Origin of the sequence: Sorangium sp. So ce726 (genome assembly GCF_051521405.1) — a bacterium.
Classification (GTDB): domain Bacteria; phylum Myxococcota_A; class Polyangia; order Polyangiales; family Polyangiaceae; genus Sorangium.
In genome coordinates this window covers 3,844,714-3,870,000 of the sequence record NZ_CP150349.1, presented here as the reverse complement: position 1 = coordinate 3,870,000, position 25,287 = coordinate 3,844,714, and the positions used below count along the sequence as shown (strand labels likewise).

21 protein-coding genes are annotated in these 25,287 nt (G+C 71.7%); 7 read left to right on the top strand and 14 right to left on the bottom strand.

Going from position 1 to position 25,287, the window contains the following annotated elements; translation table 11 throughout:
* Nucleotides 1–381: 381 nt before the first annotated feature.
* The 7 genes from WME79_RS14595 to WME79_RS14565 form a co-directional block, all read right to left on the bottom strand.
* Nucleotides 382–1,035, bottom strand: a complete 654-nt coding sequence (locus tag WME79_RS14595; RefSeq protein WP_437535462.1) for a roadblock/LC7 domain-containing protein — start codon at nucleotides 1,033–1,035, stop codon at nucleotides 382–384.
* Complete coding sequence (locus tag WME79_RS14590) at nucleotides 1,032–1,907, bottom strand: peptidylprolyl isomerase (protein WP_437535460.1); 876 nt, start codon at nucleotides 1,905–1,907, stop codon at nucleotides 1,032–1,034. The genes WME79_RS14595 and WME79_RS14590 overlap by 4 nt, the downstream gene beginning before the upstream one ends.
* Before the next feature lie 104 nt (nucleotides 1,908–2,011).
* Nucleotides 2,012–2,194: a hypothetical protein gene (locus tag WME79_RS14585; protein WP_157906650.1), complete on the bottom strand. Its 183-nt coding sequence runs from the start codon at nucleotides 2,192–2,194 to the stop codon at nucleotides 2,012–2,014.
* Nucleotides 2,195–2,288: 94 nt separating this feature from the next.
* Nucleotides 2,289–2,909, bottom strand: a complete 621-nt coding sequence (locus WME79_RS14580; RefSeq protein WP_437535458.1) for a hypothetical protein — start codon at nucleotides 2,907–2,909, stop codon at nucleotides 2,289–2,291.
* A 231-nt stretch (nucleotides 2,910–3,140) separates the two neighbouring features.
* Nucleotides 3,141–3,992 carry a tRNA 2-thiocytidine(32) synthetase TtcA gene (ttcA, locus tag WME79_RS14575; RefSeq protein WP_437535456.1) on the bottom strand — a complete coding sequence of 284 codons (852 nt, stop codon included), beginning with the start codon at nucleotides 3,990–3,992 and terminating at the stop codon, nucleotides 3,141–3,143.
* A gap of 3 nt (nucleotides 3,993–3,995) precedes the next feature.
* Nucleotides 3,996–5,480: a leucyl aminopeptidase gene (locus WME79_RS14570; RefSeq protein ID WP_437535454.1), complete on the bottom strand. Its 1,485-nt coding sequence runs from the start codon at nucleotides 5,478–5,480 to the stop codon at nucleotides 3,996–3,998.
* Between the two features lie 291 nt (nucleotides 5,481–5,771).
* Nucleotides 5,772–6,698, bottom strand: coding sequence for a class I fructose-bisphosphate aldolase (locus WME79_RS14565; protein ID WP_437535453.1), 927 nt, complete (start codon nucleotides 6,696–6,698; stop codon nucleotides 5,772–5,774).
* A gap of 303 nt (nucleotides 6,699–7,001) precedes the next feature.
* Here WME79_RS14565 and fbp point away from each other — a divergent pair, with 303 nt between their 5' ends.
* Nucleotides 7,002–8,045 (top strand): class 1 fructose-bisphosphatase, encoded by a 1,044-nt coding sequence (fbp, locus tag WME79_RS14560; protein WP_437535451.1) that lies wholly within the window; start codon nucleotides 7,002–7,004, stop codon nucleotides 8,043–8,045.
* A gap of 66 nt (nucleotides 8,046–8,111) precedes the next feature.
* Here the strand turns inward: fbp and WME79_RS14555 are convergent, their stop codons facing one another.
* From WME79_RS14555 to nadC, 3 genes are all read right to left on the bottom strand, one after another.
* Nucleotides 8,112–8,765: a radical SAM protein gene (locus tag WME79_RS14555; RefSeq protein WP_437535449.1), complete on the bottom strand. Its 654-nt coding sequence runs from the start codon at nucleotides 8,763–8,765 to the stop codon at nucleotides 8,112–8,114.
* Nucleotides 8,766–8,882: 117 nt separating this feature from the next.
* Complete coding sequence (locus tag WME79_RS14550) at nucleotides 8,883–9,704, bottom strand: biotin--[acetyl-CoA-carboxylase] ligase (protein ID WP_437535447.1); 822 nt, start codon at nucleotides 9,702–9,704, stop codon at nucleotides 8,883–8,885.
* Nucleotides 9,701–10,552 (bottom strand): carboxylating nicotinate-nucleotide diphosphorylase, encoded by an 852-nt coding sequence (gene nadC, locus WME79_RS14545; protein ID WP_437539850.1) that lies wholly within the window; start codon nucleotides 10,550–10,552, stop codon nucleotides 9,701–9,703. The genes WME79_RS14550 and nadC overlap by 4 nt, the downstream gene beginning before the upstream one ends.
* Nucleotides 10,553–10,878: 326 nt before the next feature.
* Between nadC and WME79_RS14540 the strand changes: the two genes are divergently transcribed.
* The 3 genes from WME79_RS14540 (at nucleotide 10,879) to WME79_RS14530 (ending at nucleotide 14,268) form a co-directional block, all read left to right on the top strand.
* Nucleotides 10,879–12,960, top strand: coding sequence for a protein kinase domain-containing protein (locus tag WME79_RS14540; protein WP_437535445.1), 2,082 nt, complete (start codon nucleotides 10,879–10,881; stop codon nucleotides 12,958–12,960).
* Between the two features lie 37 nt (nucleotides 12,961–12,997).
* Complete coding sequence (locus tag WME79_RS14535) at nucleotides 12,998–13,957, top strand: hypothetical protein (RefSeq protein WP_437535444.1); 960 nt, start codon at nucleotides 12,998–13,000, stop codon at nucleotides 13,955–13,957.
* A gap of 107 nt (nucleotides 13,958–14,064) precedes the next feature.
* Nucleotides 14,065–14,268 (top strand): hypothetical protein, encoded by a 204-nt coding sequence (locus WME79_RS14530; protein WP_012235204.1) that lies wholly within the window; start codon nucleotides 14,065–14,067, stop codon nucleotides 14,266–14,268.
* 45 nt (nucleotides 14,269–14,313) lie between these two features.
* Here WME79_RS14530 and uvrA read toward each other — a convergent pair whose 3' ends face one another.
* The 3 genes from uvrA to WME79_RS14515 all read right to left on the bottom strand — a co-directional run bounded on the left by uvrA (nucleotide 14,314) and on the right by WME79_RS14515 (nucleotide 22,071).
* On the bottom strand, nucleotides 14,314–19,662 hold the full coding sequence (uvrA, locus tag WME79_RS14525; RefSeq protein WP_437535441.1) for an excinuclease ABC subunit UvrA: 5,349 nt from the start codon (nucleotides 19,660–19,662) through the stop codon (nucleotides 14,314–14,316).
* 248 nt (nucleotides 19,663–19,910) lie between these two features.
* Nucleotides 19,911–21,635, bottom strand: a complete 1,725-nt coding sequence (locus tag WME79_RS14520) for a collagen-like protein (RefSeq protein WP_437535440.1) — start codon at nucleotides 21,633–21,635, stop codon at nucleotides 19,911–19,913.
* 40 nt (nucleotides 21,636–21,675) lie between these two features.
* Nucleotides 21,676–22,071, bottom strand: coding sequence for a hypothetical protein (locus WME79_RS14515; protein ID WP_437535438.1), 396 nt, complete (start codon nucleotides 22,069–22,071; stop codon nucleotides 21,676–21,678).
* 188 nt (nucleotides 22,072–22,259) lie between these two features.
* Here WME79_RS14515 and smpB point away from each other — a divergent pair, with 188 nt between their 5' ends.
* The 3 genes from smpB to WME79_RS14500 all read left to right on the top strand — a co-directional run bounded on the left by smpB (nucleotide 22,260) and on the right by WME79_RS14500 (nucleotide 24,729).
* Nucleotides 22,260–22,784 (top strand): SsrA-binding protein SmpB, encoded by a 525-nt coding sequence (smpB, locus tag WME79_RS14510; RefSeq protein ID WP_437535436.1) that lies wholly within the window; start codon nucleotides 22,260–22,262, stop codon nucleotides 22,782–22,784.
* Nucleotides 22,781–23,083, top strand: a complete 303-nt coding sequence (locus WME79_RS14505; RefSeq protein WP_437535434.1) for a hypothetical protein — start codon at nucleotides 22,781–22,783, stop codon at nucleotides 23,081–23,083. The genes smpB and WME79_RS14505 overlap by 4 nt, the downstream gene beginning before the upstream one ends.
* Before the next feature lie 170 nt (nucleotides 23,084–23,253).
* Nucleotides 23,254–24,729 (top strand): DUF362 domain-containing protein, encoded by a 1,476-nt coding sequence (locus tag WME79_RS14500; RefSeq protein ID WP_437535432.1) that lies wholly within the window; start codon nucleotides 23,254–23,256, stop codon nucleotides 24,727–24,729.
* Here the strand turns inward: WME79_RS14500 and WME79_RS14495 are convergent.
* On the bottom strand, nucleotides 24,707–25,249 hold the full coding sequence (locus WME79_RS14495; protein WP_437535430.1) for a hypothetical protein: 543 nt from the start codon (nucleotides 25,247–25,249) through the stop codon (nucleotides 24,707–24,709). The two genes, WME79_RS14500 and WME79_RS14495, sit on opposite strands and share 23 nt — an antisense overlap.
* Between the last annotated feature and the right edge of the window lie 38 nt (nucleotides 25,250–25,287).

Here is a 25,287-nt window from a genome sequence, read left to right as displayed (position 1 = left end):
CACCGTTTTCGCGGCGCGTTATCAGCTTACACTACCGGCATAGCCCACTTCGTTCTGAACGCTGCTACCCGAGCGAGTTCATCCGTGTTGGGACACGGAACTGCGCAGGTCGCGAACATTCAGATCGGCCGCTTGCCGCCAGCGACGGAGGCCCAGACATGCCGGGCACACGCTGTACGGCTTGCTGCGGTTGCCTGCCGCATCGGCATCGTGGCAACCAGGGAGCGCGGAGGATACTCAGGAGACCGGCCAGGTCAACAGTATTTTTCCGACCTGTTCTCTCCGGCGGAGTCTGCCTTGGTCCTCGGGACGCTCACTACCCGGGCGCGCTTCTCGGTCCGTCGCCAGCGCCCCTGCGCGTCGCCTCGCTCGTGCTGACGTTCAGGTCTCCGGGTGCTCGTCTGCGAACCAGCGGCCCATGCGCTCGCGGATGAGCAGCATCTCCGCGCCGCTCGGCAGCCGGATCCGGAAGCCTTTCTCGCGCGGCCCGAGGCCCACCATCGAGCCCATCACCTCGATGGGCTGCCAGCCACCTGCGCCGCGGAGGCGAGCGGGGCGCCCACGATCCGAGGCCTCGGTCTCGACGTCGACGCAGTACCACCGCGCGGTGCGCGACGTGCTCCAGCCGGCCTCGGCGCACAGCCGCGCCTCGGCCTCCTGCAACGCGCGGTGGGACGCGGCAAAGGCAGCCCGCGGGTGCAGCACCAGGACCAGGGCGTACTCCGGTTGCAGCTGGCGCACGATGTAGCTCTTGCGGTGCGCGCGCACCGTGATCTGGCGCGACACCCCCAGACGTGTGTCTGCGACCTCGGCCAGCACGATCTGCCAGTGGGCCGCGGTCACCTTCACATCGAAGGGGTCGAGCCCGCCGGCGTAGTCGATGGTCTCCCCCTCGGAATCCACGAGCGCGGCGGCGTGTGCGCCCGGGATCGCGCACAGGAGATCCTCGAGGATCGACGTGAAGGAGGACGGCGCCTGGTCACGTGGAAGCCGGCGTCGGGTCCGGTTGCGAGCTCCGTTGCGCGAGGTGGTCATGGCTCGATCCGCACGAGCTCGAGCAACGCGTCGACGGCCCCCGCGATCTTCGGCTCGCGCCGTGCCACCTCGAGGAACCTCGACTGGGCGGCGCGCGCGCGGTCCGCCACGACCTCATCGCGCACCAAGCCGCGTCGCTCCTCGACAGGCACCACCTGCGCCGGGATGCGTTCGAGGAGCATGATGACGTGCACGCCGAAGGCCGATGTGACCGGTGCGGTGAGATCTCCGCGCGCGACGAGGGACGCCGCCGCGCGGGAGAAAGCGGGGTCAAACTGCTGCGGCTCCGGCGTGAGAACGCGTCCCGCCTCCGTCACCGGCGCGAGCGCCTGCACCACGACCTCGAAGCCCTCGGCAGGGACGCCCTTCGCGGCGCTGATGAACGCCTCTGCAGCCGGATCGGGGGGCGGTTGCGGCGTCCCCGCGGCGCGGGGCGGCTCGGTGCGCTGAGCGACCTCGCGCGAAGACAACACGGCCGTCCGGATGGCGTCGGCGATCGCCTTCGCCTTGTCACGGTTAGCCTCGCTAGCGTCCTCCGAGAGCTTCACGATGGCGTGCACGGTGCGGTACCCCTCGGGACGATCGAGATCGAGCCAGTGGCGCTCGGTGGCGACGCGCAGCTCGTCGTCGGTCACCGGGCCGGCGTTCGCCGCCTCCTCTTTCAGTTGGTGGAGCATGCGACGGGCGAGCACCAGGCTGATCTCGCGCTGCACGTCAGGCTCCTGTTCGAGGCCGCGGGTCCGTGCCTCGGCGGCCCAGAGCGCGTCGCGGACCGCCGCGTCCCGGGCCTGCGCAGGCGGGATCTGCTGCACCGCCGCGATGCGCGCCACCGAGTCGACGGCGACGTCGCTCGCGCCCACGCGGGCCGTCACGTCGGACGGCAGCGGCGCAGCCCCCCTCGCGGACGTCGATAGAGCAGCCCAGGCCGCGCACGCGCACAGACACGCGACGGCCGCGATCGCTCGGCGCCCAGGGCTCACGCGCTACCCCCGCGGGGACGAAGGATCTCCGTGGACGCCTTGAGCGAGAGGCCGCCGATCACGAGGAGGTAGATCGCCTTGAAATCCTGGCGATCACCGAGCGCGTGAACCCCGAAGGCAAAGGAGAACGCTGCGGCGACGAGGAGCAGAACCGCGAACACATCGACTGCGCGGGACACGCCCGTGAGTGTAACGCGATTTGGTGAGGAACCGGCGGGGATGCGGGGACATCAAGGAGCGGCGGCAGCCGGGAGGCCACGGCTGCGCCGCCGCTCACCGCAGCGTCATCGCGACCGCCCCCAGGACCGCAAAGACGATCAGGACCACCAGGTGCCGAACGGCTCGGTGGGGGAGCCGCCGTGCGCCGGCCGTGTGCCGGCGGCCACGGGCCACCGCGACGCCGGACGCCGCCGTGATCAGCGCGACCGCGCAGGCCACTGCGACGGCCTGGGCCAAGAGGGCGCGCTCCGGGTCCCGGATGCGCCACGCGAGCACCAGGATCGCGAGGCTCACGAGCGCTCCGAACGCGACGATCGCCGTCGCGAGCGGAGGAAGGTGGGCTCGGGCCTGCAGGAGAGGGGCGTCTGGTTCCGGCTCCGGCTGGCGCCGAACATCCCAGCGATCGCGCCAGGAAAGCGCGAAGATGCCCCAGGCGATCGCGCCGATCGCCGCGCGGACCGGGTCGAGGCGGGATGGCTGAAGGGAAGGAGAAGCCAGCAGCCAGGTCAGCGTGACCAGCGCGAGGAAGACGGAGATGCCGAGGTGCCGCGCGACCCGACGGTGCGTGGCGGCGAGCAGCGGCGCAGCGACGCCGCACAGGAAGGCGAGCGAGGCGGCGATGCTGGCGAATACGGGCGCGCCACGGCCGAAACCCGCAGGCGCGACCGTGATCATCCAGGCGACGACCGCGGCGAGCAACGCCTGCGGGGCGCGCCCGCCGCCCAGACCCAGGTCGAAGCGCGCCGCCCCGGGGAGCGGCGCCTCCGGGCGGTCCGAGCCTGACGCCCCGTCGACCCCGCGCGTCAACGCACCGCCGCGACCGACGGAGGCCGACGCGGTGGACTCCTCTTCGCGCGGAGCGCCGATCGAGAGGGCGCCGGGGGCATCCGTGCTCATGAGCGAGCGCTAGGCCAGGTTTCTCAGGAGGTTGCCGACGGGCAGCACGTCCGGCGCTGGCGCACCCGCGCCTGCCTCGTCGCCTGCGCTCCCCTCTTCCCGGGCGACCTCGAGCCCGAGCCGCTTCCAAAGGCCCGTGTCAAAGAGGTGGCTCGGGCGCACATTGCCGAGGGCGGCGAGCATGTTCTGCCGCGTCCCGGGGTGGCGCGCGTCGAGGTCCGCGAGGAGCTGGCTCACCGCCTTGCGCTGGAGGTTGTCCTGGGACCCGCACAGGTCGCAGGGAATGATCGGGAACCGCTCCTCGGCAGCGAACGCGGCGAGCTCGGCCTCGGCGCAGTAGATCAGCGGACGGATCACGATGTTGTCGCCGTCGTCGGCGATGAGCTTCGGCGGCATCGATTTCAGCTGACCCGCGAAGATCAGGTTCAGGAGCAGCGTCGTCACGGCGTCGTCACGGTGGTGGCCGAGGGCGATCTTCGAGCAGCCGAGCTCGCGCGCGATGCGGTACAGGATGCCCCGGCGCAGGCGGGAGCAGAGAGAGCAGTACGTCTTGTTCTCGGGGATCTTCTCGGTGACGATCGAGTAGGTGTCCTCGGAGATCATCCGGAACTCGTGGCCGCCCGCCGCCATGTAGTCGGTGAGGAGGTGTCCCGGGTAGCCAGGGTGCCCCTGGTCGATGTTGACCGCGATCACGCTGAACCGGACCGGCGCACGCCGCGCAAGGTCGACGAGCAGCGCGTGCATCGCGTAGCTGTCCTTGCCCCCCGAGACAGCACAGAGGATCCGATCGCCGTCGGCGATCATGTCGAAGTCGGTGATGGCGCGCCCCATGGCGCGCGCGAGCTTGCGGCGGAGTTGCACGGTTTAGCCGGTGAAGCCTTCGATGAGGCGGAGGAAGGTAAGCACGCCGTGGCCCGTCCCGCCCTTGGAGAAGATGCCGTACGGCTTGTTCGCCATGGATGGGCCAGCGATATCCACGTGGATCCAGGGAACATCCCCCACGAACTCGCGCAGGAACAAGGCCGCGGTGATGGCCCCTCCCCAGCGGTCGGCCGTGTGCTTGATGTCGGCCCAGTCGCTCTTGAGGCCGTCGCGGAGCTCTTCGATGAGCGGGAGCTGCCACATCGACTCACCCGCGGCCTTCGCGGCGCTCCGCAGGCGCTCCGCGAGCTCCTCGCGGTTCGAGAAGAAGCCCGACACGGTCGGCCCGAGGGCCACGACGCACGCGCCCGTGAGGGTCGCGTTGTCGACGATGAGGTCCGGCTTCAGCGCGCGCGCATAGGCGAGGCAGTCGGCGAGGACCAGGCGCCCCTCTGCGTCGGTGTTGATGATCTCCACCGTCCTGCCATCCAGAGAGCCGAAGATGTCGCCGGGCCGGTAGGCCGCGCCGTCGGGCATGTTCTCTGCCGCGCCGATGATGCCGTGCACCTCGACGTTCGGCTTGGCGGCCGCGACGGCGGCCATCAGCGCGATCACGTTCGCGGCGCCGCCCATGTCGCCCTTCATTTCTTCCATGCCCTGAGCTGGCTTGATGCAGAGCCCGCCGCTGTCGAAGGTCAGCCCCTTGCCCACGAAGACCAGCTTCCCCTTCGGCTTCCCGGATGGAGCGTAGACCATGTGGACCAGCCGGGGCTCCCTCGCGCTCCCCTGCCCCACCGCCATGATGAGCTTCATGCCCCGCTTGATGAGCGTGGCCTTGTCGAGCACCGTCACCTTGAGCCCGTGTTGCTTGCCCACGTCCACCGCGACACGCGCGAGCGCCTCCGGATAAACCTCGTTCGGCGGCTCGTTGACGAGGTCGCGCGCGACGCAGATCGCCTCGCCGACCTGCTGGCCGAGCGCGACGGCATCTCGCGCCGCCTTGCCCACCTTGCCCTCGATGACCACGGTGCCGCGGGAGAGCTCGACCTTGGGCAGACGATCGCCCGTGAAGTAGCGGGTGAACCGGTAGGCCCCGAGCACGAGCCCCTCCGCGGCGGCCCGCTCCGCGCGCTCCACGCCGGGAGGCACCACGACCGCGACGCTCTCGGCACGCACGCCGTTCGCGAAGCGCGCCCCCTTCGCCGCGAGCAGCCTGCACTCGACGTCGGTGACCTTGCCCGACCCGAGCCCGAACAGCAGCACCCGGCCGGGCTTCAACGCGCCGTGCGTCGCGAAATCGATGCTCTGATCCCTCTTCCCCGTGAAGTCGTCACGCTTGACCTGGTGAGCCACCGACTCGCCCAGCGCCGCCACGAGCCTCGCCAGCACGCCCTCACCCGTCGAAGCGCCTTCAGGCACGCCGATGACGACGACGTCGACGGCGAGGCTCAGCGGGTCGGACGAGGCGAGGTTCACTTTGATCGGCATGCGGTCTCCTGAGCCCGGGATGTGGAGGGTGTCCAGCGCGGCATCTAATCACGAAGGGCTAACCCCGTCGACGTGGACGATGCCCGCAGGCGGTCGGCCCGAGGTGCGGGCGGGAGAGCGCTCCCGCTCCCAGGCGCGCAGTCCCGCACGGTTCCGCGCGGTTCCGCGCGGTCCCCCACGGTTCCGCGCGGGCTTCGCGCTCTGCGGCGCGCCGTCGGAGCGCCTTGTTCGATGCTGCCCACCGGACTGCGGGTCCGAGCGGGCCCGGCCCGAGCGCTGGATCGAGGGGCGTCAGCGCGCCGACCCGTAGATCCGGATCACGTCGGCGAGGAGCTGCAGCGCCTCCGCGCGTGGGCGCTGGAACGCGTTGCGCCCCATGATCGACCCGAAGGAGCCGCCTGCGGCCATCTCGCGCACCTCCTCCAGGACGGCGTCGGTCGCCTTGGACTCGCCTCCAGAGAAGATCACCACGCGCTTGCCGCCGAACGTCGCCTGCACGACGTGCCGGGTCCGGTCGGCGAGCGTCTGGATGGGAATGCTGTATTTCTCGTACATCTTTTTCGCCTCCTCCTGCTCGATATGAGCCGTCGGCGGCTTGACCTTGATGATGTGTGCGCCGAGCTGAGCCGCAATCGTCGCCGCATAGGCGCAGACATCGATGGCCGTCTCGCCCTGCTTCGACAGTCCGGCGCCGCGCGGATAGCTCCAGACGATGACGACCAGGCCCCTGTGCTTGGCCTCGAGGGCGATCTCGCGAAGGTCCTCGTACATCCGGTTTCTCGCGCCGGACCCGGGGTAGATCGTGTAGCCGACGCCGACGCAGCCGAGGCGGAGCGCGTCCTCGACCGAGCCCGTCACCGCCGACACGGGCTGCTCCACCTTCGCCAGCGTGTCGCTGTTGTTCAGCTTCAGGATCAGGGGCACCTGCCCCGCGAACCTGGCCGCGCCAGCCTCCAGCGATCCGAGCGGCGCCGCATAGGCGTTGCACCCGGCGTCGATCGCGAGTTGAAAGTGGTAATCGGGGTCGTAGGCCTCGGGGTTCGGAGCGAACGATCGCACCGGACCGTGCTCGAAGCCCTGGTCCACTGGCAGGATCACCATCTTTCCGGTGCCCGCGAGCGCGCCATGGTTGAGCAGCCGGACGAGGTTCGTCAGCGTGCCTGGGTTCTCGGAGGCGTACCAGGAGAGGATCTGCTCTACACGGGTGGTGAGCGCCATGAATCACTCCGTCGAAGGTGCTGCTGCGCCAGGAAGCGCGTGGCCTGCCCGGGGCGTGAACCCACTGCCCGCGGCGCCGTGTCAGGGCGCTCGGGCGAACGGGCTCGGGCCGCATCTTCAGGACTTGGACGAACGTATCGAGCCCAACGCGCTGGCGGTCCAGCGCCCCGAGGATGTTGTACGAAGCCATCGGATACGCAATTCTCGAAACTGCGCCGGTCCGCCCTGGGGGGCCACAGCGGCGGACGCGAGCGCGAGCACGCGGCGGGGCGGTGACGTCCTCGCCGACAACGCGGAGGGATCATGTCGGACCAACGGGATCTGAGCTGGAAGCCGCCGGAGGCGCCGTCACGCATCGGGATCACGCTCGAGACGTACATCCTCGAAGGAATGCTCGGGTTCCCCGCGGCGACAGGGGCGTTCACCTCCCTCCTGAACCAGTTCGGCCTGGTGGCGAAGCTCGTGACGTCCAAGGTCCGGCGGGCCGGCCTCGCCAACGTCCTCGGATACACGGGACAGACCAACGTCCAGGGCGAGGTCGTGCAGAAGCTCGACGAGGTCGCCAACGAGACGCTGCTCAGCGTGCTCGGAAGGCGCGGGCACTGCGCGGCCGTGGTGAGCGAGGAGCTCGGCGAAATGAGGCTCCTCTCCACGGACCCACGAGCGAAGTACATCGTCGTCGTGGATCCGCTCGACGGCTCGTCCAACATCGACGTGAACATCTCGATCGGCACGATCTTCGGTGTGCTCCGAAAGAGCGACGCCAAGATGGGCGCCGATCCGTCGGATTTCCTTCGCCCCGGCCGCGATCTGGTCGCGGCTGGCTACGTGCTCTACGGCTCGTCGACGCTGCTCGTCATCACGACCGGCCTCGGCGGCGTGCACGGCTTCACCTACGACCCGACCGTGGGAGAGTTCTTTCTCTCTCACGAGAACATCCGGATCCCCGAGCGCGGCTCGACGTACTCCATCAACGAAGGCCACAGCGCGCGATGGCCGGAGGACGTGCGCCGCTGGAACGCGTGGATCAAGGAGGACAGCAAGCACGAGGGACGGCCGTACGGCGCACGCTACGTGGGATCGCTGGTCGCGGACGCGCACCGGACGCTGCTCAAGGGCGGCATCTTCGCGTACCCCGCCGATCGAGGCGGCCAGGGAAAGCTGCGGCTGCTCTACGAGGCGAACCCGTTCGCGTTCATCTTCGAGGCCGCGGGCGGAAAGGCGAGCACGGGGGCCGAGCGCATCCTCGACAGGGTCCCGAGGTCGCTCCACGAGCGCGTGCCGCTCGTCCTCGGCTCGCCCCGCGACGTCGAAGATTTCGAGCGGTTTGTGCGCGGCGAGCGCTGAGGCTGCGAGAGAAGGGCGCCGCCCCCACCGGCACGGAGCCGCAGCGCGCGGGGGGCGACCCGCGGGTCAGACCCCCTGCGCGTCTGCTCCCCAGATCACCTTGTGGAGCTGGACCTGCACCCGGACGCGAAGGCCGTCGTCGAGCACCCACTGGACGAGCTCCTTCGGCGGCAGCTTGCCCCAGACACACGAGGCGAGCAGCGTCACGCTGCGCGCGTCGAGGCGCCGCTCGCGGATGGTGTCCCGCATCCACGCATAGTCCGCCCGATCGGCGAGCACGAACTTGATCTCGTCGCGCGGTGTGAGGTGATCCAGGTTCGACCAGCGGTTCCGGTGGGATTCCCCCGAGCCAGGCGCCTTCAGATCCATGATCTTGTGCACGCGCGGATCGACGCGCGACACGTCTGCCTCGCCGCTGGTCTCGACGAGGACCGTCCGGCCTGCGTCGCAGAGCTCCGCGAGGAGCGGGAACGACCCGGGCTGAAGGAGAGGCTCGCCCCCCGTGAGCTCGACGAGCGGCGTGCCGGGGGCCAGCGCGCGCTCGAGGACCTCGCCGCGGCGGATCCGCTGGCCGCCGTAGAAGGCCTGCGTCGTGTCGCACCAGGTGCAGCGCAGGTTGCACCCGGTGAGCCGGACGAAGGTGCACGGCAGCCCGGCGAACGTCGATTCGCCCTGCACGCTGGCGTAGATTTCGTGGACGACGAGGGTGTCTTCTTTCAAGGAAGCGACGCCTCCGAGGAGCCTCGGTCGGCCTCGGCGGCGCCACGCCGCCGGCGACCCGAGGTGGGGCGGGAGCTTTGGCCGCGCCGAGCGCGCAACGCAAGCGGCGCGAGGCGCTCAGCTGGAGATGACGCTGACCTCGCCCGCCGCAACCGCCCGGAGGATGCCGTCCACGCCGCGGACCAGCAGGTGCCCCTCCGGATCGATCCCCGCCGCGACGCCGACCACGCCGGCGACCTCGACGCGACGGCCGAGCAGCCAGTCCATCCGGGCGAGATCCTCCGCGAAGGGCGCGAGCTCGCCTGCCTCGAACCTCGCCGCCGCGTCGCCGATCGCCTGGAGCAGCTCCGCGGCGAGGCGCTCGCGCGGGACGTCGTCGATCCCGAGCATCGCGAGCGACGTGGCCCGCGCCGACAGCTCCGGCGGGAAGCTCGACGCATGGACGTTGAGCCCGACGCCGACGATCACGCTGCTCACCGACTCGCCGCGCAGCTGGGCCTCGACGAGGATCCCCGCCAGCTTGCGGCCCCCGGCGAGCACGTCGTTGGGCCACTTGAGCCGCACCTCGACGGCGGAGCCGTCGCCCGACGCGCCGCGGGACGGAAGCGGCGCGAGCCGTCGCTCGATGACGGACGCGACGGCGAGCCCCATGACCAGCGCGATGGGGGCCACGCGGCTCGCCGGCAGGCTCGGGCGCAACACCACCGACAGGTAGAGGTTCTCGCCGGGCGGAGAGTGCCAGGAGCGCCCGCCGCGCCCCCGACCCTGCGTCTGCGCGTCAGCCAGGAACGCAGCCCCGTGCGGCGCGCCGGCTGCAGCCGCGCTCCGCGCGTCGTCGTTCGTCGACGCGGTCTCGGCCGCCACGGCGAGCGGCCTCCCGAACGACGCGCCCAGCCGCGAGAGATCGCGCTCGATCGCCTCCCCGTCGAGCCGCCTCACAGCGAGAGATCCAGCGCGATGTCGGCCGCGCGCGCCGAATGCGTCAGCGCCCCGACGCTGATGACGTCGATGCCCGCCGCGACGAGCTCGGGGATGCGCTCCAGCGTGATGCCGCCGGAGACCTCGAGGAGAGGCCGGCCGTGCTGCGCCGACCGCACGCGCGCGGACGCGGCCTTGACGTCGGCCAGCGTGAAGTTGTCGAGCATGATGATGTCGGCGCCGGCGGCCAGCGCCTGATCGAGCTCCTGCAGCGAGGCGACCTCGACCTCGACCTTCGTCGTGTGCGGGGCGCGCGCCCGCGCGCGGGCGATGGCGGTCGCGATGCCGCCCGCCGCGACGATGTGGTTGTCCTTGATGAGCACGGCGCTCCCGAGGCTGTCGCGGTGGTTGTGCGCGCCGCCGACACGCACCGCGTAGCGCTCCAGCCCGCGGAGACCGGGCGTCGTCTTGCGGGTGTCGGTGATGCGCACGCTCGACCCGGCCGGGATCGCCTCGGCGTAGCGGCGCGCCTCGGAGGCGACGCCGCTCATCCGCTGCGCGAGGTTGAGCGCGGTGCGCTCCGCGCTGAGCAGCGAGCGCGCGCGGCCACGCACCGTCCACAGCACTGTGCCGACGCTGACGGCGGTGCCGTCCGCGACGAGCACCTCGCCCTCCACCTGCCGATCCAGGCGCTGAAAGACGCGCAGGAACACGTCGCCCCCGCACGCGACGAGCGGCTTGCGCGCGACCGCCTTCGCGGTCGCGCGCGCGGAGGCCTCGACACAAGCCTCGGTGGTGAGATCGCCTCCCGCGAGGTCTTCTTCCAGAGAGCGATCGATCAGGGCATCGAGCAACGGCGCAGCCAGCACGGGCATCTCCTCGGCGCCGCTCCCACGCGGCGCTCCCAGGTATACTCGGTCCCGCACGCGCGCATCAGCGCTGTCGCGCCCACACGGACCGCAACAACGCATCGCGTCATAACGAATCCTTGTGACGGCACGTGCACCCTGGAGCGTGCGACCTCAGCCGTGGGGGCGCCCAGGACGGGACGCGGGCGGACATGGATGGGGCTCGCTGCGCTGAAAAGCAGGGCGGATCGCGATCATCGCGACGCTGTGTCGCACAAATGGGGCTGACGTTCGTCTACCAGCCTGTGAGACTCTCCGAGCAACTCCAGCGCCCTCAACGGAGATCGATGCGTCCGCAGGCAGGCCAGGTCATCAACAACAAGTACCGACTCGTGCGCCTCATCGGCGATGGCGGCATGGGGAGCGTCTACGAAGCCCGCCACGAGGTGCTGGGGACGACGGTCGCCCTCAAGTTTCTCCACCCCGAGCTGTCCCGCCGCTCCGGCCTGGTGCAGCGCTTCCTTCAGGAAGCGCGCGTCTCCGCGCAGATCCAGAGCGCGCACGTGGTTCGCGTCAGCGACGTCGACCAGACGGCGTCCGGCCTGGCGTTCATCGTGATGGAGTACCTGGAGGGGAAGACGCTCCAGACCTTGTACGAGGAGCTCTACCGGGCAGGCGTCCGTCTCGGGTACCCCGATGCGCTCGAGTACACGATGCAGATGCTCGAGGGCGTCGAGGCCGCCCATCGCGCGGGCGTCGTCCACCGGGACCTCAAGCCGGACAACGTGATCATCACGAAGACGGCCAAGGGAGAGCCGCTCATCAAGCTCCTCGACTTCGGCATCGCCAAGCTGAAGGTCACGGGGGAGCTGGATCGCGGGTTGACGCGCCCCGGCGTGATCATGGGCACCCCCGAGTACATGGCCCCGGAGCAGGCCTACTCGGCGGACTCCGTCGACGCGCGCGCCGACATCTTCTCGCTGGGCGTCATCATCTTCGAGATGCTGGCCGGCCGCCGGCCGGTCGGCGGCGATGAGCCCCAGCAGATCGCGGGAGCCTACCTTTCGGGCCAGATCTCGAGGCTCTCCGACCTGGCGCCGGAGCTCGCGCCCGGCCTCTGCGCCGCCGTCCACCGCGCCATGGCGGCCTCGCCGCCGGATCGCTTCGCGACCACCGCCGAGTTCCGCAGCGCCCTGGAGCCGTTCGCCCGAGCCGCCCGCGCCCCGTCGGCGCTCACCCCCGCGCCGTCCGAGGTCAGCCTGGCGCGGTCTTCCGGGGCCGCCCTGGCGGCAGCCCTCGCGGCGCCCGGGATGCTCACGCCTTCCGCGGCGGCGCCCGCGACCAACGCGATGGGGGACGGTCGCACCAGCTCCGTTCCCAAGACGATTCCGCCGGAGGACGGCGGCGCGCAGCTCGCGTCGAGCGGCCTCCCGGGCGGCCTCGGACCCTCGACCCCCATGGGCGGCTTTTCCTCGGATGCCCGAGGTCCCTCGGCGTCAGCTCCGGGGTTCACGCCGAGGCCAGAGCCCTCCTCAGGCCCGTACTTCGCCCAAGGGGGCTATCCCCAGATCGCGCAGCCGGCGACCGTGAGCGCCGCCCCCTACGCTCTCCCGCAGGGGATGCCCGGGGTGCCCGCCACGAGCCACGAGCCGGGACCCTTCGATGTGTCGCCGCGCCCGGGAGGGACGGCCGTCGGAAGCGCGCCGTTCATGGACAGGGGCGCGGCCCAGGGCGGCGGATTCAACGGCGGGCCAGCGCCCGGATATGGCGGCGCATATGGCGGCGGCGCGCAGGGCTACATCCCTGGGACGGCGCCGATGGATCCGCTGCCGAGGATCTCGCAGAGCGCCTCGGCGCACGGCGCGCAGCGGCCCGCGCGAGGCGGGACTTCGCTGTTCGCCATCCTGCTGCTCGCCACGGGGATCACCGGGGCGGTCGTGGGCGGCCTGTACATCGCCAACGAGCTGGGCCGGAAGGAGCAGGCCGACGTGGCGCCGGCCTTGCCGACCCTCCAGCCGGCCAACACGGTGCCTTCGGATCCCAGCCCGCCCGCGACGACGCCCCCGGCCGTGACGCCACCTCCTGTTGAGCCGCCCGTGGTCGCCAAGCCTCAGCCCCGGCCTACGACGACGGCGAAGCCCCCGGCGACACCGAGCACGACAGGAACGCCGCCGACCACGACGGCGCCGACGACGCGCCCCAGCGGGACGACGATCATCCCCCAGCTTCCCTGGGTCATCCCGTCGACGCTGCCGCCGTTCCCGTTCCCTGCGCCGACCAGCGCACAGCCGCCGGCCAACCCCCAGCCGAACACGACGAGCCCGCCGACGACGAGCCCGCCGACGACGAGCCCGCCGACGACGAGCCCGACCACCACCACGCCGTCGGACAGGCCTCGACGGCGCGTGATCATCGTACCCAACAACTGACGCGCCCGGCGCGTACGGTAGGTAGGATGCGATCTCGATGAGCAACCAGAATAGCGGTCCGCCGCCGGGATGGCCTGCGCCCCCGAGCGGCATGTACGGCCCTGGCAAGACCGTGCCCGGCGAGCCTCCGCTCGCAGGGCCCAACTCGCCGCAGGGCGCCTTTCCCGTACCGCCCGGCGCCGCGCCGCACGATCCGAACGCGGCTGGCGCAGCCGTCCCGCGGACCCTCGTCGAAGGCGGGACCAACACCGCGCCCGGCACGCCCGGCCCTTACGGCGCTCCCGCAGGCCCGTACGGCGCGCCGCCACCTGGTGCACCCGGCCCGTACGGCCCCGGTGCGACAGCGAACTACGGCGGGCCACCTGGAGGAGGGGGCGCTTACGGGCAGCCGCCCCAGCCTCCGAGCCCGTACGGCGGCTCGCCGTTCGGGGCCCCAGGGGCCGCCGGAGCGCCGGGGTTTCACGCGGGCGGCGCTCCCCAGCCGCCGGGGAGCGGTGCGCTGTACCCGGCGCCGATCCCCGCGCGGCCTCGCGCCAAGAGCTCCGGCGCGACGCTCGCGCTGATCGGGATCGGCGCGTTCGTGGTCATCGGAGGCCTGACGACCGCCTTCTTCGTGATGCGCAGCCGAGGGGCGTCCGAAGATGCCGCAGCGGTGACGCCCATCGAGGCGCCCCCGGCGCCTGCGTCGGTCGCCGGCGATCCGGCGCCTCCCCCGCCGACGGCCGCCACACCCACGGCGACCGCGCCGGAGCCGCCCGCGCCGGCCCCCGTGGCAGCCCCGAAGCCGACGGCTCAAGCACAACCCAAGCCGACGGCGACGACCCCTGCGCCCACTGCCACGACGACCACTCCTGCGCCCACCGCCACGGCGACGACCCCTGCGCCCACCGCTACGGCGACCACGCCTGCGCCCACCGCCACGGCGACGACCCCTGCGCCTACGCCTTCTACGTCCTCGACGGGCCGTCGAAGGATCGTCCTACCGGGCAGCCACTGAGCTCTCCTGCGCCGCCCGCTGTGCCACTGGCAGCGGCGCGGCGGGTCCGTGCCGAGGTCGCCCGAGCCCGCTTGACAGGGCGGTCACGGTGATCAGGTTCCGATGCCATGAGCAAATCCGGGATCGCCGCAGTGCTTTCTTTCCTTATTCCGGGCGTTGGGCAGCTCTACAACGGCGCGTTCCTGCGCTGCATTTTCTGGCTGATCGTCACCCCCGGCCTGTGGATCGGCTCGGGCGGCTGGCTCGGCTGGATCTGCCACCTGATCTCCGCCTACACCGCGTACCAGTACGCGAAGCGCGCCGGCGGCTGAGCCGCGCTCCCCGGAACGGCGCGCCGGTTCGCGCGGCGCGCCCGCTCACGTAGCCTTCGCGAAGATCCGCTTCAGCACCTCGCCCGTCGCCGTCGGCTGACGCGCCACCTCGCGCGGGGTGCCCTCCGCCACGATGCGCCCGCCGCCGGCGCCGCCCTCCGGGCCGAGCTCCACCACGTGATCCGCGCACGCGATGACCGCCGGGTGGTGCTCGATGATCACCAGCGTGTCGCCGCGCTCGACGAGGCGATCGAGGACGCGGACCAGGCGCGTCACGTCCGCCAGATGCAAGCCGGTCGTGGGCTCATCGAGCACATACAGCGTGGGCTTGGGCCGCGCGCCGGCCGTCAGCTCCGCCGCGAGCTTGAGCCGCTGGGCTTCGCCGCCCGAGAGCGTGTGCGACCCCTGGCCGATGTGGAGATAGCCGACGCCGAGATCGCACATCGTCGAGAGCGGGGCGCGGATCTTCGGGTGGGCAGCGAAGACCTCGACAGCCTCCTCCGCGGTGAGGTCCAGGAGCTCGCCGACGGACAGGCCGAGGTAGCGCACGTCGAGCGTCGCCGGCTCGAAGCGCCCGCCGCCGCACGCCTCGCACGGCGTGGTCACGTCCGGCAAGAACGACATCTCGTGCGCGATGACGCCCTGCCCCTCGCACGCGGGGCACCGCCCGCCGGACGCCGTGTTGAAGGAGAACCGCGCAGGGCCGTAGCCGCGCACCTGCGCGTCGGGGCAGGCAGCGTAGAGCTTGCGGACCTCGTCCCAGACGCCCAGGAACGTCGCGGGGATCGAGCGCGGCGTCCGCCCGATGGGCGACTGATCCACAGCCACCGACCGCAGGATGCTCTTCGGAAGCCGGAGCGCCTTGTGCGGGCCCGGCTCGGGCGCCTCCAGCTTCAACGCGCGGCGCGCGGCGGGGTAGAGCACCTTCTGGATGAGCGTGCTCTTCCCCGAGCCGGATACGCCGGCGACCACCGTCATCCGGCCCGCGGGGATCCGGAGCGTGTCCCCCTGGAGGTTGTGCGCGCGGGCGCCGAGGAGCTCGATGTGCTCGCGCACAGGAGGGCGCGCCGGGCGCGCGCTGAGCAGCGCATCCTCGCCGGCGAGCGCCCGGGCGGTCGGCGAGTCGGGGTTCGCGAGCACCGCGCGCGACGGCCCCGCCGCGACGATCCGGCCGCCTTTGCGCCCGCCCGAGGGGCCGAGGTCGATCAGGTGATCCGCCGCGCGGATCGTGTCGGCGTCGTGCTCCACCATGAGCACGGTGCTCCCCATCCCGGCGAGTCGCCGGAGGTTGCCGAGCAGCCGGTCGGTGTCGCGCGGGTGCAGGCCGATGGTCGGCTCGTCGAGGACGTATAGCGCCCCGGTGAGGCCGCTGCCGAGCTGCGCCGCGAGCCGCAGGCGCTGCATCTCGCCGCCCGAGAGGGTGGCCGCGCGCCGATCGAGCGTGAGGTAGCCGAGGCCCACCTCGCAGACGAAGTCGAGCCGGCGGCAGAGCTCCTTGTGCGGTGCCACGGCGATCAGCGCGCGGTCGCCCGTGAACTGGAGCCCCCTCGCCCACGCGGCCGCGGCCGCTACCGACCGGCCCGACGCCTGGTGGTAACGCTCTCCCGCGAGCCGGACCGCCCGCGGGATCGGCGCGAGGCGCGAGCCGCCGCAGGCCTCGCACGGGTCGGGCGTCGCGAGCGCATCGTCGTCGAAGTCCGAGGCGCCCGTCCCCTCGCAGGACTCACACCGGCCCTGCTTCGTGTTGAAAGAGAACCAGCGGGGATCGAGCTCCGGGACACCGACGCCGCAGCGCGGGCAGGTGCGCGTCGTGGAGAGCAGCTGCTCACCGCCGCGGCCTCCGACGAGCTTGACCGCCCCACGCCCGAACGCGAGGGCGCGATCGAAGAGGGCGCGATCCAGGCCGTCCATGCGCCCCTCGTACATCACGAGATCGATCGAGTGCTCGCGGCGCTTGTCGAGGCGGGGAGGGCTGTCGGTCGCGCACGGCTCGCCGTCGGCGAGCGCGCGGGTGATGCCGGCACGGGCGGCGGCGGTGAAGACGTCGAGGTACGTCCCCTTGCGCGCCACGACGGCGGGGGCGAGGAGCGTCCGCGCGCCGCGCGTCGAGACGAGCGAGCGGTAGACCTCGTCCGGCGAGCGCGCCGCGATCGGCACGTCGCAGTCCGGGCAGTGCGCCTCGCCGACCTTGGCGTAGAGCAGCCGCAGGTAGTGCGCGATCTCGGTCACGGTCGCGACGGTCGAGTTGGCGCCAGAGCGCGTTGTGCGCTGCTCGAGCGCGATCGAGGGGGGGACGCCGGTGACGCGATCGACGTCCGGCCGCGGCAGCGTGGGGAGGAACTGGCGCGCGTAGGGGGTCAGCGTCTCGAGGAAGCGCCGCTGGCCCTCGGCGAAGACCACGTCGAACGCGAGCGTGCTCTTGCCAGAGCCGCTCGGGCCGGTGACGACGACGATCTCGCCGTGCGGGATCACGGTCGAGACGTCGGCGAGGTTGTGCTCGCGGGCGCCCTCGACCTCGATCCGCCCCCGGTCGAGCGACGCGCGCGCGGTACCGCCGCCGCCGCGCTTGCCGGGCTTCGGGGCGGCCGGGGCCGCTGCCGTACCGCGCCGCGAGCGCCGAGCGCCGCCGTCGCCCCGCTGCGCGAACCACTCGGCCAGCGAGACGCCGGTCCGCGTCGCCGTCCGGGCCACCTCCTCGGGCGTCCCCTCCGCGACGACGCTCCCGCCCTCGCTGCCCGCGCCTGGGCCGAGATCGACGACCCAATCCGCCGCAGCGATGACGTCGAGGTCGTGATCGACGACGATCACGGAAGCGCCCTCGGCCACGAGCACGGAGAGCGCGGCGTTGAGGTGCGTCACCTCCTCGGGGTGCAGGCCGGCGCTCGGCTCGTCGAGGAGGAAGAGCGCGCCCGCGCAGGGCTCGCCGAGCGCGCGCGCGATCTTCAGCCGCTGCGCCTCACCGCCGGACAGCGTCGAGAGCGGCTGGCCGAGCGTGAGGTAGCCGAGGCCGAGCTGCTTGAGCGGCGCGAGCGCCCGCCGGACCGCGGGCTGTCCCACGAAGACCTCGAACGCCTCGTCGATCGAGAGCTCGAGCACGTCGGCGACCGAGCGGCCGTCGAGCTTCACCTCGAGCACCTCGTCGCGGAACCGCTTGCCCTTGCAGGTCGGGCAGGTCAGCGACACGTCGGCGAGGAACTGCATCTCGATCGTCTCGCTCCCCTCGCCCGCGCACGCCTCGCAGCGCCCGAGCGCGACGTTGAACGAGAAGTGGCCGGGCCCGAGATCCCGAGCCGACGCCTCCGGCTGCTCGGCGAAGAGCGCGCGGATGCGGTTCCATGCGCCGGTGTAGGTCGCAGGGTTGCCCCGCGAGGTGCGCCCCAGCGGCGCCTGGTCAACGAGCGTGACGGTGCGGATGTCGGCCGTACCCTCGATGCGCTTGTACAGGCCGGGCGCCTCGACGTCCTTGTAGCCGCGCGCCCTCGCGATGTGCCGGTAGAGCACGTCGTTCACCAGCGTGCTCTTGCCCGAGCCGCTCGGCCCCGTGATCGCCACGACGACGCCGAGCGGCACGTCGACCGTGACGTCGCGGAGGTTGTTCTCGCGCGCGCCGTGGATCGTGATCTTCCCGCTCGGCGCCCGGCGCTCCGCGCGCGCCGACGCCAGCGGGCCGCGCGCGGCGAGCCCGTCGGGCGGGCCGTCGAAGGTGACGCGCCCGCCCTGCTTGCCCGCGCCGGGGCCCAGCTCGACGACACGATCGCTCGCCCGGACGACGAGGGGCTCGTGCTCGATGACGAGCACGGCGTTGCCGCGATCGGCGAGCTCGCGCATGGCCGCGATGAGCGGCGGGATATCCGTCGGGTGCAGGCCGACCGTCGGCTCGTCGAGCACGAAGAGCGCGCCCGTCAGCGACGTGCCGAGCGCCGCGGTGAGCGCGACGCGCTGCGCCTCGCCGCCCGAGAGCGTGCGCGCCTGGCGGGCGAGCGAGAGGTAGCCCAGCCCGACCCGCTCGAGGTACCCGAGCCGCGCGATGAGCTCGCGGCGCGCCATCTCTCCCTGGCCCGTCTGGGGGCGCTCGGCCTCGAGGCGCGCGCGGGCGTCGCGGAGCTCGAGCTCGTGCCACGCGGCGAGATCCAGGCCGCCGACGCGGTAGAGGAGCGACTCGGGGGCGAGGCGCTTGCCGTTGCACGCGCTGCACACGTCGTAGGTGCGGTAGCGCGCGAGCAGCACGCGGACGTGCATCTTGTAGGTGCGCGTCTCGAGCCAGCGGAACCAGGCCTTCACGCCGGGGTACTTCCCCTGGGTCCATGAGCCCTCCCCCTCGAGCACGAGCGCGCGCTGCGCGTCGGAGAGGTCGCGCCACGGCTTGTCGGTGCGGATGCCTTTCCGCTCGCAGAACGCGCGGAGCAGCTTCCGCTCCCACGTCGTCGAGCGGCCGTTCCAGGGCCGGATCGCGCCGCCTGCGATCGACTTCGAGGCGTCCGGGATCACCTTGTCGTAATCGATGCCGAGGGTGCGGCCGAAGCCCCGGCACGAGGGGCACGCGCCGGTCGGCGACTGGTACGAGAACAGCCCGGGGCGCGGCGGATCGAAGGCGCGCGAGCACGAGGGGCAGGCGAGCCCGCGCACGAGCCGGAGCCGCGTGGGCGCCGCCGCCTGGCCGCCCTGCTCGTCGGCCTTGCGCTGCAGGTGGAGCGAGGCGTCGCCCCCGCTGCCCTTCCACGCCTCCTCGATGGCGGCGCCGAGGCGCCGGCGCTCCCGGGGGGCGACCCGGACGCGATCGACGATGACCTCGAGCTTGTCCACGCCGCTCATCGCCTCGGACGGCGCCACGGCGTCGATGTCGCGCGCCTCGCCGCGGACGAGGAGGCGCCGGTAGCCGGCGGCGAGCAGCGACTCGCGCACGTCGAGGAACCGCTCAGTTCCAGCGACCGCGATCGGGTACGTGACGAGCGCGGTCGCCCCCTCGTGCGCGCTCGCGGCGAGGTCGGCCGCGCGCGCCGGGTCGGTCCGCGCGGCCGGCGCCTCGCAGGACGGGCAGACAGGCACCGCCTCGCGCGCGAAGAGCGCGCAGAAATACGGCTCGAGGTCGGCCATCGTGGCGACGGTCGACCGCGAGCTCTTGACCGGCGCGCGTCGATCGACGGCGACGCCGGCCGCCACCGGCTCGAGCGCGTCGATCGGCGGACGCTCGAGCCGCTCGAGGAACTGGCGAGCGTACGGGCTGAAGCTCTCGACGAACCGGCGCTGTCCCTCGGAATAGAGCGTGTCGAGCGCGAGCGACGATTTGCCAGCGCCCGAGACGCCGGCGATGGCCACGAGCTCGCCGGGCCGGAAATCGAGGTCGATGCCCTGAAGGTTGTGCGTGCGGGCGCCGCGGAGACAGATCGAGTGCATAGGAGGCGCGGTAGGGTGAACCCGCGGGGACGCCGTCCGGAGTGGACAGGCCCGCGTGAAAACCGCGAGTGTTTAGCCCCCTTTCAGCCCATCGTCGCGAACGATCGTACGTGGGCGGCGTGCCGACCCAGCGCGCGGGGGCATTGCGTTCTGCGCTGTCGAATTCTCACGGGCTGTGGCGAGGGGCGCGAGCGCGCACGACGCTCAGGCGCCCCGGCGAACCGGGCGCGCCCGGCAGGGCGCCGCAGCTAGCCGTTGACGAGGAGTATCGAGAGGTAGCCGTAGTCGTTGCTGGTCCAGTTCGGGCTGAAGGTCTGGCCGCACATCCCGATGTTGTAGGTGCCCGCGGTGAGATTGGTGATGACGGCGCTGAGCCCAAAGGGGACGCGGGTATCCGCGGGAACCCGGCCGCCGGCCATGCCGAGGCCGACCGCCTGGACCTCGTCGAGCACCGGGCCAGACGGCCCGGAACGAACCCGCTGGTAGCACATGTAGAGCTTGAGGCTGTCCGCAGGCGAGCCGTCTGTACCCAGGTACCGATGCGCGGTCGCATAGATCGACTGGCTCGTCGATGAGACCGCCACCGACGCTGTCGGCCCGAAAAAGTCGATAGGCCTCCCGGCCGGCAGGGTGGTGTACGGACCGACGCCCTGGACCGTCAATGTCAGCACGACCCCCTGGGGCCCGGTCGGACCAGCGGGGCCAGTAAACCCGCGTGGCCCCTGCGGACCGGTAGGGCCCACTGGCCCCTGCGGACCGGTAGGGCCCACCGGTCCCGTGGCACCGGTAGGGCCCACTGGCCCCTGCGGACCGGTAGAGCCCACTGGTCCCGTGACACCGGAAGGGCCCGCTGGTCCGATGGGCCCGATCGGACCCTCTGGCCCGAGCGGGCCCATCGGACCCTCTGGTCCGATCGCGCCCACCGGCCCTTCTGGTCCCCTCGGGCCCATCGGACCCTCTGGCCCGATCGGACCCTCCGGTCCGATCGCGCCCACCGGCCCTTCTGGTCCCCTCGGGCCCATCGGACCCTCTGGCCCGAGCGGGCCCTCCGGTCCGGTCGTGCCCATCGGACCTTCTGGTCCCATCGGGCCATCCGGTCCGGTAGCGCCCATCGGGCCCGCCGGTCCCATCGGACCTTCTGGTCCCATCGGGCCATCCGGTCCGGTCGCGCCCACCGGGCCTTCTGGGCCCACCGACCCTTCTGGCCCCATGGGCCCTGCCGCACCTGCGGGCCCTGCCGCGCCCTCCGGCCCTCTGGGTCCAGCCACGCCTTCCGGCCCCGTGGGCCCGGTGGGGCCTGCGGTGCCCGTCGGCCCAACCGCTCCGGGCGGCCCGGCCGGTCCTGTCGGACCAGCAGCGCCCGCAGGACCAGTCGCACCGATCCTCCCCTCCGGCCCCGTCGGTCCAGCCGGGCCCGCTTCACCGGCCGGACCGATCGGTCCAGGCAGCCCCTGCGGGCCCTGAAGCCCCGCCGGCGAGCCGACCCACTCGCCGTTCTCGTCGATCACGAGGACGCCGTTCACGATGATCCCGCGCTCGCCGACCACCAGCGTGTTGCCGCTCGTGGTGTTCACCGTGACCGAGGTCGGCGTGATGTCGCCGTTCACATTGCCGGCGAGCAGCGCGTACGGCACGCTCGCGACCGTCGCGCGCGGCTCCAGCTCGACATCGTCGCCGACGGTGATGCCGAGGTACCGCTCGGCGCCGTCGAAGATCGCTCCCTCGAACGGGACGATCGATCCCAGGCGCACCGAGAAGAAGCCGTCCTCGAACGTGATCGAGTGGACCTCGCTCCACAGGGGCGTCGAAGCGTCGCGCTCGTCGTAAAGGGCGAACACGACATCGAGCGTCGCGCTGATAGGCACGTCGCGCTCGTCGTAGAGCCGGCCTTGATGGGTGATGGTCGGCGGGACCGCCGCAGCCGCGGTCCCTGCGACCACGACCGCGCCCGCCGCCAGGGCGGATGCCGTCATGCATCGCGCGATCATCGATGTCCTCATCGCCAGCTCCTCGTCATGGCAAGCTCCCGTCGGCTCCGATGAGCCCTCCTCGCATCCGAACCTTGGGTGAAGTCGACGTCCCCTGGTTCTGCGTCGGCTGCCCGAGCGTGAACACCATGCGGTAGCGCGAGCTCCTCGCGACCTCGCCAGCCGTCACTGTCTCGGTCGCCCCGACGCGCCTGGGAATCTGCGTGCCCCCGCCCTGCCCGGCGCCGCCCTGACCGCCCTGCCCGCCGCCACCCTGCCCGCCCTGCCCGCCGCCACCCTGCCCGTCGCCGGCCCACCCCCCATCACCGTCCACGGTGCCGGAGTCCGTGGCGACGCCGCAGCTGCAGCTGCACCCGGGGAGCAGCGCAGAGCTCACCACGATCGCCCCGAGCCAGGCCGAAAAGCGCAGTCCGCGATTCACTGAGTCCTCCAGGCTGACGGCAGGTCGTGCGAAAGGACCATTGGACGAGCGGCGGCGATCGGCGTCAAGCGATGACGCCGCCACTGCGGCGGGACGCGCCGCGCGAGAGGCGCACATCGGCGGCGCCGCGCGGACGCGGCCCTGTGAAGCGGTGTGGACAGGCGGCGGCGCGCGCGCTATGCGGCCGCGTGAGCCGCGCTGGCAAAGAGAAGGAGCGAGAGGGGGAGAAGCTCATCGTGCGCAACAAGCGCGCGACGTTCGACTACACCCTCGACGATCGGTTCGAGGCAGGGTTGGTGCTGCTCGGCAGCGAGGTGAAGATGCTCCGCGACGGCGCGGCCGAGCTCACCGACAGCTGGTGCGCCATCGAGAACGGGGAGGTGTTCCTGAAAGGGGTCAACATCCCCGTGATGTCCGGCGCGGCCTTCGGGCACGAGGCGAAGCGCCCGCGCAAGCTGCTCCTGCACGAGAGCGAGATCGAGACGATCCGCAAGAGCGTGGAGCGGGAGGGCATGACCGTGATCGCGACCCGCCTCTACTTCAAGAACGGCCGCGTGAAGGCCGAGATCGCGCTCGCGAAGGGGAAGAAGACCGTCGACAAGCGCGAGAGCCTGAAAGAGAAGGACGCCGCCCGCGAAGCCCGCGCGGCGATCGAGCGGGCCCGCGGCGGCGCCGCCCGCGGGCGGAGCGCCGGCCTGCGGAGGCCGGAATGACGTCGCACCTCACCTGGTCCAAGGGCGGCGAGGCGGAGCTTGTCGAGATCGACGGCGATCGCGTGCGGCTCCACTCGACCGCCTCCTCGGCGCCCGGGGCGCGCGTCGAGGGCGCGCTGCAAGCGACAGGGACGGCGATCCGGGTGAAGGTCGCCCGGTGCCGCCTGCGCACACCCACCGAGCCCAACGACGCAGCGCCCGGTGAGCGTACCTACGAGCTCGAAGGCCGGCTCATCGATGCGACGCGCGAGGTCCGCGCCGAGCTGGCGCGGCTCGTCGGCGGCGAACGCACGGGCTGAGCCACAACGATCCGTCCAGCAGCGAACGCCCAGGCTGTTCTGTAGCGGCAGCGCGGCGCAACTCGTCTGGCGGCGAGTGTTGCGATGGCTCAGCGCGACCCATACGCTGGCTATCTATGAAAATTACGTCGCGCCCTCGTGTAATTCTGCGCCGCTGCTCGACGTATGACGTGACGAAGATCCGCAGCATCGTGCGCAGCGGTCTCGAAGAGCTCTCGCTGCGCCCGCACGGCCGGACGCTCATCAAGCCCAACGTCGTCGCGTCGGGCGCGCACTTTCCGCACGCGTACACGCGGCCCGAGTTCGTCGAGGGGGTGATCGGCGCGCTCAAGGATCGCGACGACGGGCGCGTGAGAGAGCTCGCCGTCGGCGAGCGGTGCGGCATCACGCTCCCGACCCGCATGACGTACGAGAGCGCCGGCTATTACCCGATGTTCCGCCGGACCGGGATCAAGCACTACCACTTCGAGGAAGAGCAGCAGGTCGAGATCCCGCTCACGCACGAGGGCCGGCTGCGCGACTACGTGTTCACGCCGGAGCCCGTCGCGAAGGCCGACTTCTTCGTGAACTGCCCCAAGTTCAAGTCGCACCCCTGGACCACCGTGACCTTCTCGATGAAGAACTACATCGGGATCCAGGACGATCGGCACAGGCTCATCGATCACGATCACCGGCTGAACGAGAAGGTCGCCGACCTCCAGTACATCGTGCAGCCGCAGTTCATCGCGATCGACGCCATCACCGCTGGCGAGGGCCGGATGCTCACGCCCTCGCCGTTCGACCTGGGCCTCATCATCATGGGGAACAACCAGGTCGCGTTCGACTCGGTCTGCTGCCAGATCATCGGCGTCGATCCGAGGAGCGTCGAGCACATCCGCCTGGCGTCGGAGCGCGGCTTCGGCCCGATGGACCTCGGCGAGATCGAGGTCACGGGGGACGTGACGCTCGAGGAGGCGAAGCACAAGGCCAAGGGGTTCAAGGTGGGCCTCGTCCGCGTCGAGAAGTACTTCGAGGGCACGAACATCACGGCTTACGCGGGCTCGCCGCCCGAGCCCGAGCGCACCGACTACTGCTGGGGTGGCTGTCCGGGGGCCATCGAGGAGGCGATCGAGATCCTGCGCGAGTACGACAAGGAGTGCGACGCGAAGATGCCGCGGATGCATGTCGTGTTCGGCGCCTACGAGGGCCCCATCGACGCGAAGCCGGGCGAGAAGGTGATCTTCATCGGCGACTGCGCGACGTACAAAGGGAAGATCGGCGATCAGCTGGTCAGCATCGAGAGCCTCTACCGGGAGCGGAGCGCGCGGGACCCCTACACCGCGAAGCACGATGACGTCCTCGCGAAGATGGTGAAGGTGACGACCAAGCTCGCGATGGCCCGGAACGAGACCACCCTCCGGCTCGAGGGCTGCCCCGTGAGCGTGGCGGAGCAGGTGCTCACGCTGGTCACGCTGGGCAAGACGAAGAACCCCTACTTCGCCCCCGACCAGCTGCTCGACTTCAACAAGGCGTACGTCGCCTGGCGCGGGGCTTCACTCGCGAAGCGGATCGCCGGCAAGCCCTACCAGGTCCACGGCGCCTGCTCGCGCGGCGACGCGGCGCCCGAGCTCCCGTCGGAGCCGCCTAGCCCGCCGGCCGGAGAGTGAGGTCGAAGAGGATGTCGAGCTCGTCCCGCACCTTGAAGGCGCCGAGCGGACCCTTGACCTCGCGCACGCCGAGCGCAGCCATCGACAGCTGACAGGTACCCGTCACCCCGATCGCTCCGTCGCCGCGATCGCGCGAGGAGAGCCGCGCCACCAGCGAGGCGCTCCCCGAGGCGACCTGGACGCGCACGTCGGCGCGGTCACGCGTGGCTCCCGAGGCGCGCACCGCCACGATCTCGGTCCCCGCGAGCACCTCGCCGCGCAGGCGCCGCTCGATGTCGCCGCGATCTCCCGCGGAGAGCGCGTCGGGATCGAGGCGCTCGCCGCGCAGGACCCCCGCGACGGAGAGCTTGGCCACGGGGACCTCGAGCTCGGCGGTCCATGACTCGCCGTCGAGTTGCGCCCGACCGCGCAGCTCGGACGCCGTGATCTCGAGGTCGTGCGCCAGGCGCGCAAGCATCCCTACGGCTCGGGTGTGGATCGTCAGACGGGACGCGTTCGGATCGAGGTGCAGCTCGCTCATCGGATGGAGCTCCTTTTCATCATCATGCAAGGGCGCGC